Annotated in this window: 5 protein-coding genes, 1 rRNA gene and 1 riboswitch; of the genes, 4 read left to right on the top strand and 2 right to left on the bottom strand. The window is 69.3% G+C overall.

Features of this window, described 5'->3' with window-relative positions:
* Positions 1–186: 186 nt before the first annotated feature.
* A 5S ribosomal RNA gene (gene rrf, locus D2E24_RS07615) occupies positions 187–303 on the top strand.
* A gap of 136 nt (positions 304–439) precedes the next feature.
* Here rrf and D2E24_RS07610 read toward each other — a convergent pair.
* Complete coding sequence (locus D2E24_RS07610; RefSeq protein WP_125968741.1) at positions 440–1,291, bottom strand: SDR family NAD(P)-dependent oxidoreductase; 852 nt, start codon at positions 1,289–1,291, stop codon at positions 440–442.
* Positions 1,292–1,615: 324 nt separating this feature from the next.
* Positions 1,616–3,211, bottom strand: coding sequence for a dicarboxylate/amino acid:cation symporter (locus D2E24_RS07605; RefSeq protein ID WP_125968740.1), 1,596 nt, complete (start codon positions 3,209–3,211; stop codon positions 1,616–1,618).
* A 487-nt stretch (positions 3,212–3,698) separates the two neighbouring features.
* Between D2E24_RS07605 and rpoZ the strand changes: the two genes are divergently transcribed.
* The 3 genes from rpoZ (at position 3,699) to D2E24_RS07590 (ending at position 8,065) form a co-directional block, all read left to right on the top strand.
* Positions 3,699–3,983 carry a DNA-directed RNA polymerase subunit omega gene (gene rpoZ / locus D2E24_RS07600; RefSeq protein ID WP_033493015.1) on the top strand — a complete coding sequence of 95 codons (285 nt, stop codon included), beginning with the start codon at positions 3,699–3,701 and terminating at the stop codon, positions 3,981–3,983.
* Between the two features lie 268 nt (positions 3,984–4,251).
* Positions 4,252–4,309: riboswitch (SAM riboswitch) on the top strand.
* Positions 4,305–5,534 carry a methionine adenosyltransferase gene (metK, locus tag D2E24_RS07595; RefSeq protein ID WP_125968739.1) on the top strand — a complete coding sequence of 410 codons (1,230 nt, stop codon included), beginning with the start codon at positions 4,305–4,307 and terminating at the stop codon, positions 5,532–5,534. (Overlaps the previous riboswitch by 5 nt.)
* A 158-nt stretch (positions 5,535–5,692) precedes the next feature.
* The gene (locus D2E24_RS07590; protein WP_125968738.1) at positions 5,693–8,065 is read left to right on the top strand and encodes a primosomal protein N' family DNA-binding protein; all 2,373 of its coding nucleotides are present in this window, start codon (positions 5,693–5,695) and stop codon (positions 8,063–8,065) included.
* The last annotated feature ends 33 nt before the right edge of the window (positions 8,066–8,098 follow it).

Below are 8,098 nucleotides of genomic sequence, written 5' to 3'. Positions count from 1 at the left end.
CTACACACCAACTCCTCGCGGGTTGGTCGTCGGAGGGTCCATGGTGGTTCACGCCTCACGGCAATGAACACTAAGCATGTCACTGTGCGATACATCACCTTCGCGTCCGCTTTCCGGTTCCCGGACCAGCCACGGTCCAAGCCGGCCGATCCCCTCGGACGAGGGGTTGGCTGATAAGTCAAGATTTGCGGTGGTCATGGCCCAGGTGAGACGCCCGGTCCCTTTCCGAACCCGGAAGCTAAGGCCTGGCACGGCGATGGTACTGCACTCGATAGGGTGTGGGAGAGTAGCACACCGCCGCATCACACATCGAATCCCCGGTCGAGCCCACGGCTCCCGGGGATCCTTCATATCCGGACACGATCGGACGGAGACGGCAAGGGCCGCACGGGAACACCCGTGCGGCCCTTCGCATATCCGGACGCGGATATCGGACGGATCAGTAGACGGAGTAGCCGCCGTCGACCTGGATGTTGGTGCCGGTGATGTAGGACGACGCGTCGCTGGCGAGGAAGAGCACGGCGGAGGCGATCTCCTCGTTGGTGCCGAAGCGGTGCATCGGGACCGGGTGGACCATCATGTCATGGCCTTCCGGGGTGATGCGGCCCTCGAAGATGCCGGACCACACGTAGCCGGGAGACACCGCGTTGGCGCGGATGCCGTACGGGGCGAGCGCCGCGGCCAGATAGCGCGCGTACTCGTAGACGCCGGCCTTGGTGGCGCCGTAGGCGGCCACGGGGGAGGGGCCGCCGCCGATGAAGTTGGCGTTATGGCCCGACAGGGACGACGTGAAGATCAGCGAACCGCCATGGCCATGCTCGCGCATGATGTGCTGCGCGATCTGCGCGGTCATGTAGGCGCCGGTCAGGTTGATGTCGATCGTTTTCTTCCACACCTCGTACGGTTCGTCGGCGTCATCGCCGGGAACGTTGACGCCGGCGTTGATGAACGCCATGTCCACGGTGCCGAGCGCGTCGACGAGCGACTCCTTCAACGCGTCCACCTGGGCCTTGTCGGACACGTCGCAGTACAGCGGCACGACCTTCACGCCGTAGCGTTCGGACAGCTCGGCGGCCAGCGCCTCCAGGCGCTCCTTGCTGGACGGCAGGTCGACGATGGCCACGTCGGCGCCCGCCTCGGCCCAGGCGGCCGCCGTGTTGCGCCCCAGACCGCCTGCGCCGCCGGTCACGAAGCCCTTCTTGCCCTTGAGGGAGAAGCGGTCCATGATGCGATGCTCCGGATCCTTCCACTGGTCGAGGGGATACTGGTCGAATACTGTCTCGTCGGTCATATATGGCCTCCGTTTCCTTGAGAGACCCGCGCAACTGCACGCGGATCGGTACCTTGAGCCTAACAGGGAACCGGCGGCGCAATGCCGGTTCCGCTACGGGAAGAGAACGTTCCTTCGTCGCGTCATGTTGCTACCGGACCGTGGTCCGATTCCGGCGGTGACGGCCGGCCGGCCATAGCCCATCCGGAACGGTGTCGGCCTCGACCGCGCCGCCCGGCGACAGGCATGTACGGATGCACGGTGCGCGGGCTGCGGCGGAATCCTCATGGAGACCTACTGTTCTGCGCGATCCGGATGGGGTCGGCTCGGCGCTGCGGTATGCGGCTATCGCAATCCGCAGAGGTCATCATCGGCCAGCGCCGCCGCGGGCGTGAAGCCGAGAAGGTTGACGGCGGCCGTCGCTCCGGCCGGGACGCGTGCCGGAGCGGCCGACCCCAGCGCATCCGGCGCGGCCCGCGTCGCGCCGGACGTATCCGTCATGCCATCCACCGCGGCATCCGCGGCGACCGGAGCTTGCGCGACGGAGCGGAGGCTGAGGGAATCGCTCGCACCGGCGTCGATTCCGGAAACCGTGCGGTCGTCATCATCCGCAACGGCCCGGAGCGCATGATAGGCGTCCATATCGAGCCGTCGCTCGGTGGCGGCGACGATGACCGCGGTGTTGGCGGCGCCGGCGACGTTCAGCGCGGTACGGCCCATATCGGCGATCTGCGAGATCGGCTGGACGAGCGCGATGAACGCCACGGGAAGGCCAGCGGCGGCGAACAGGGACGTGGCGGTGATCGTGGCGGTGCCCGGCACGCCCACCGTGCCGATGGACACCAGCAGCGTCAGCATGACGAGGAAGGCATACTGCGCGGGCGTGTATTGCAGTCCCTGCGCATTGACGGCGAACACGGCCAGCAGCATCGGCCACACGCCGGCGCATCCGGGCATGCCCAGATTGGCGCCGAGCCCGGCGACGAAGGACGCCACATCGTCATCGACGCCGGCGGAACGCAGCTGCCTGACGGTGACGGGAATCGTGCCGATGCTGCTTTCCGACGTGAACGCGACCACGCCGGCCGGCCAGAACGCCTTGAAGAACGGCATCGGATGCAATCGGGTGAACGCGGCGAGCAGCAGCGGCTGCACGAGGAACAGCTGCATCGACATCGCCAGATACGCGACGACGAGTACGAGCAGCAGCGGCAGCAGCGTGGTGACGTCGCTGGACGACACGGCGGAGGCGATCAGCGAGACGACGGCGTACGGCGTGAATCCGACGATGATCTGCGTCATCTTCGCCATGACGGCGTTACCGGCGTCCACGAACGCCTTGAATGGGCGGACGAGCGCACGCCCGGCCTCGTCGGCGGCGACCGCGTTGTAGGCGACGGCGACGAGCAGCGCGAACAGCACGACGGGCACGATCCGGTTCGACGCCCAATCGCCGATCAGATTCGACGGGAACAGGCCGGTGACGGTGTCGACGATGCCGGGCACCTCGCGTGCCGTGTAATCCTGCGGCAGTTCGTACCGGAAACCCCGGCCGACGTGGAAGACGACGGCCAGCGCCAACGTCAGGAGCGAGGCGGTCAGCGTGTTGAGCAGCAACAGCATGACGGTCCTCGTGGCGATGCTCCGCAGACGCACGGATTCGCCGAGGTTGGTGATGCTGGCGATGACGCTGAACAGCAGCAGCGGCACGACGACGGCGGACATGACCTGCGACCAGACCGTACCGGCCACAGCGACGTACGTGGTGTGCCCGGCGGCGATGATGCCGAGGACGATGCCGAGCACGGTAGCGATGATGACCCGCATGCCGAAACCGGCCTTACGGGAGCGTTTCAGATGCCAGAGGACGGCGAAGACGATGATGGTGACGGCCAGGGCGGCCCCATCGAGCAGGCTGGCGGGCAGTGAGGAAAGCGGCATGGAAGGTCCTTGTGGTTCTCGAACGATGGCGGTTGTCGATGTTTCATATGGCAGGCGCCGGTCGTTGCGGGCGGGGGATTCACCGGCAGCGGATTGCCGAAACGCCATCGAATGCACGCAGGAACAGGCAAGGAATGCAATATCGCCAATGCAATGAAGGTTCTGCTTGAGGTTCGTCGAAGGCGTCGCGACAGCGCGACCGGACGCCCGCACGGGTGCGGCGTCTCAACGACAACAACAGAACACGGTAAGCATGGGGAGCAGTGTAGCACGGGGCGGCGTTCCGTCGACATCGGCGTGTCCGCGCCTTGAACCCCATCCGGCCGGACCGTCCGATGATGCCGCAGACCCTCCGGGCCCAACGATGCGGGAGCTGGCCGGGACGGTTCCTCCGGTGCCTTCCTTGGGCAAAGACGAGGGGCGGGGGTATACTTGTGAGGTTGGAATAGCTGTAACGCTACTTTTGATGATTCGGAGAACAGACATTATGGCATTTGGCACCGATCCCCGTCCCCAGGGCCTCGCGAATCCGCCGATCGACGATCTGATGGAGCACGCCGACTCCAAGTACGCGCTGGCCATCTTCGCCGCCAAGCGCGCCCGCCAGATCAACTCCTACTTCACGCAGCTCAACGAGGGCCTGCTGCAGAACGTCGGCCCGCTGGTCGAATACCAGAACCAGGAGAAGCCGCTGTCCATCGCATTCCGCGAGATCAACGAGGGCCTGCTCGAGGAGACCCTCGGCGAGGACGATCTGAGCGAAGGCAACTGATCGGCCCGTCCGATCCACCGTATCCGCGCGTCGCAACCGCCGCGCCGGATCGCCTTACCGAATTCACGGAGCGAACATACCTGAGGCTCGCGCCGACCATGAGGTCCGGCACGAGCCTTTTCTTTTGCCGTCATCGCATACCGGAGCCGTGCGCCGACGTCCATCGGAACGGAACCGCATCTCCGCGTCGCCCGCCCTCTCGTCACACGACGGGGGAGCGCCGCCGTGGAGGTACGGGGCCGATCCGCCCGCAACAGAAGAAACCGACCGTATCATTGTGCCTCGCTTCGCGCGGGGCGATAAGTCCGAAAGAGGGATGATATGACGACCGAACGCAAGCTCATTTCCGCCGAATCGGTGACGGAGGGCCACCCCGACAAGGTGTGCGACCAGATCTCCGACGCGATCCTCGACGACATGCTCGCCCAGGACCCCGACGCGCACGTGGCCGTGGAGACCACCGCCGCCACCGGCCTGTTCCACGTCTTCGGCGAGGTGACCGCCGAAGCGTACTGCGACATCCAATCCATCGTGCGCGACGTGGTGCGCCGCATCGGCTACACCGGATCCGACGTCGGCCTCGACGCCGACTCGTGCGGCGTGCTCGTGTCCCTGACCGAACAGAGCGCCGAAATCAACCAGGGCGTCGCCCGGCTCGACAAGACGCGCGAAAGCGAAGCGTCGCGCGAGGAACGCTACGAAGCGCAGGGCGCCGGCGACCAGGGCGTCATGTTCGGCTACGCGAGCGACGAGACCGACGTGCTCATGCCGCTGCCCATCCACCTGGCGCACCGTCTCGCCTACCGTCTCGCCCAGGTGCGCAAGAACGGGGACGTGCCGCACCTGCGCCCCGACGGCAAGACGCAGGTGACCGTCGAATACGACGCCGACGACAAACCGATGCGCATCGACACGGTGCTCGTGTCCACGCAGCACGACCCCGAGGCGACCCACGCCTGGCTTGAGGGGCAGCTCAAGGAGCACGTCATCGACCCGGTGCTCGATGACATCCTCGACGGGCGCGTGCGCCACGACGACTACCGTCTGCTCGTCAACCCCACCGGCTCGTTCGTGCTGGGCGGCCCGGCGGCCGACTCGGGCCTGACCGGACGCAAGATCATCGTCGACACGTACGGCGGCGCCGCGCACCACGGCGGCGGCGCGTTCTCCGGCAAGGACCCGAGCAAGGTCGACCGGTCCGCCGCCTACGCGGCCCGCTGGGTCGCCAAGACCATCGTCGCCGCAGGACTGGCGCACCGCGTCGAAGTGCAGGTCGCATACGCGATCGGCGTGGCCGACCCGGTCAGCGTCAACGTGGAGACGTACGGCACCGAAATCGGCGGCGTGACCCGCGACGCGATCGCGCAGGCGGTGCGCGATGTGTTCGACCTGCGGCCGGCCGCCATCATCGACGCGCTCGACCTCAAGCGGCCCATCTACGCGAAGACCGCCGCGTACGGCCATTTCGGCCGCGAACTCGACGGCTTCCCGTGGGAGCGCACCGACCGCGTCGACGCGCTCAAGGACGCCGTCGCGGCTCACATGGCCTGACCTACGACGGTGGTGCGGGCGGCGCTGTGTCATCGGCGTCGTCCGCACCGGCGGATACGCGCGGCGGACCGGCATCGCGCGGCATGCCGGCGACGCGTGCCGCGTAAGCCCGCGGCATGATGCGTGCGATGCGGCCCCGCATGTGCTAAACAGGAGGAATGACCGCACCGCACGCCGAACAGCTGGCGCTTGACGGGCTCGCCCCGCGCAGGCGCCGCCGTCGCACGCCCGCGGAGAAGATCCCCGCCGAACACGACCCGATCGCGCAGGTCGTGCTCGACATCCAGGCCACGCACCTGGGCCGCACCTTCGACTACCTCATCGACGAGAAGCTCGACGGAACGGCCGTGCCCGGCGCGCTCGTGCGCGTGCGATTCGGCGGACAGCGCGTCAGCGGCATCATCTGGAACCGCACATCCACCAGCGACACGCCACGCTCGTCGCTGCGCTACCTGGAACGCGTGCTCACCACGCGCCCGCTCGTCTCGGCATCCATGCGCGACGACATCACCCGCATCGCCGACGCGTACGGCGGCACGCGCGCCAACATCGTACGACTGGCAGTCCCGCCGCGCGTCGAACGCGTCGACGCGGCGCTGCCGGGAGACGACGGCACCGACGGTACCGGCGGCGCGAGCGGTATCGATACGGCGGGGGGCTTCGCCGGGAACACCGGCGGCGGGACGGGCGCGGATTCCCCGTTCGGCCTCGCATCGGCGCGCCGGGCCGCAGGCCGTGCCGCCGCGACGGCGCTCGCGGCACGCTGCCGCCGTGCCGCGGACGAGGGATTCGCCGCGATGCGCACCTCCTACGATCAGGCCGTGCGCCTGCACGCCACGCTCGAGGACGGCGGCTTCGGCGCGTTCGTCGTCGACGCGCTGCCGGGCGCGCAACGGTGGGCCGACGACATGGCGTGGATCGTCATGGATGCGATGGCCGCCGGACGCGCCGCCGTGGTCGTCCTGCCGACGATGCGCGAGACGCAGGACCTGGCCGACGCGCTGGAACGCCGCGGCCTGCACCGGTTCGCCGCGGCCGACGGCGAGCGTGCCGCCGCGGGCGGATTCACCGACGGGTATGCGGGCGACGTGGCCGTGCTCGGCGCGTCGATGCCGCCGGAGGAACGCTACCGCGCGTACCGCGCCGTCGCCGACGGGCGCGTGCGCTGCGCGATCGGCCCGCGCGCCGCGATGTATGCGCCGGTCGACGGGCCAGCCCTGTTCGCCATCGTCGACGACCTCGCCTACCAGAACATGGACGGGTTCATGCCCTACCCGAACGCGCGCGGCGTGCTGCGCCTGCGCGCCAAGGCGCACGGCGGCGTGTTTGTCGCGATGGGCCACGCGCGCAGCGCCGTCAGCCAATGGGAGACCGACGGGCGCGCCGCGGACACGCCCGTCGGCGGCCCCGCCACGACCGTGCACGCCCTGCCCGCGGTCGTCAAGGAGCACACGCCGTGGGTGCGCTGGCTCAACCGCGACGAACTCGCCCGCCTCGCCGACCCGAGCATCGGCGCGCGCGTGCCGCACACGGCGGTGCGCATCCTGCACAAGGCACTCGACGGCGGCCCCGTGCTGCTGTCCATACCAGGCGACGACGCCGAATCGCTCGCCTGCGTGCGCTGCCACCGGCAGGTGCGCTGCGCGCGATGCACCGGCCCGGTGGCGCGCGGCGGCGAAAGCGCGCCGCGATGCCGCTGGTGCGGCGCGGCCGCCGTCAACTGGACCTGCCCCGGATGCGGAGGCGATCGCATGCGCGTCATCCGCGTGGGCGCGGCCGGCACCGCGCAGGAACTGTCGCGCCTGTTCCGCGGCGTGCCGATCGTCGTATCGTCGCCGCGTTCGCCGCGCGGCATCGTCGAGACGATCGCATGGCGGCCGCAGATCGTCGTCGCCACGCCCGGCGCCGAACCGCGCGTGCGAGCCGCCGACGGGCGGGACACGCCGCAGACGCGCGAATACCGGGCCGTCGCCGTCCTCGACGCGTGGACCAGCCTGTACGCGCAGGGCGTGGATGCGCGCCTGGACACGCTCGCCGCGTGGATGCGCGCCGTCGCCTGCTGCGCGCCACGCTCGCGCGGCGGCCAGGCGCTGCTCATCGGCGAAACCGACCCGACGATCGCCCGCTCGCTCACATTGTGGGATCCTCGCCTGCTCGCCGCACGCGAGATCGAGGAGCGGCGCGAGGCCGGCATGACGCCGGTCACCGCGACCGCATGCGTATGGGGGCGGCGCGACGTGGTCATCGGCGCGCTGACGCGGCTCGGCGTGCTCGGCGGCGACTGGGCGGTCGTCAACGTCGGCGGCCACGACCTGCCCGCCGTGCTCGGCCCGGTGCCGATCGCACCGCCCGCCACCGTGGACGCGCGCGAACTGGCGGAGACCGCCGACCGTGTCAAGGCCGTCGTGCGCGTCGCCGCGTCGCGCCGCGCCGAACTCGCGACCCGGCTGCGCGCGATCGTGGGCGAGCACGTCGCCGGACGGCGCGCGGGGGAGCTGCGCTTCCGGCTCGACCCCAAGGATCTGATCTGACCCGAGCCGACGGGCCGATGGTCGGCGCGGCGT

The sequence above is a fragment of the Bifidobacterium samirii genome (assembly GCF_003952945.1).
GTDB classification, from domain to species: Bacteria; Actinomycetota; Actinomycetes; order Actinomycetales; family Bifidobacteriaceae; genus Bifidobacterium; species Bifidobacterium samirii.
The sequence above is the reverse complement of the archived record's forward strand: the minus strand, read 5'-3'. Positions and strand labels throughout refer to the sequence as shown.

Bases quoted from the DNA above. Each gene is read 5' to 3' on its own strand.
- D2E24_RS07590 (WP_125968738.1), top strand. From the start codon at position 5,693: ATGACCGCACCGCACGCCGAACAGCTGGCGCTTGACGGGCTCGCCCCG.
- metK (WP_125968739.1), top strand. From the start codon at position 4,305: ATGACGACCGAACGCAAGCTCATTTCCGCCGAATCGGTGACGGAGGGC.
- D2E24_RS07605 (WP_125968740.1), bottom strand. From the start codon at position 3,211: ATGCCGCTTTCCTCACTGCCCGCCAGCCTGCTCGATGGGGCCGCCCTG.
- D2E24_RS07610 (WP_125968741.1), bottom strand. From the start codon at position 1,291: ATGACCGACGAGACAGTATTCGACCAGTATCCCCTCGACCAGTGGAAG.
- rpoZ (WP_033493015.1), top strand. From the start codon at position 3,699: ATGGCATTTGGCACCGATCCCCGTCCCCAGGGCCTCGCGAATCCGCCG.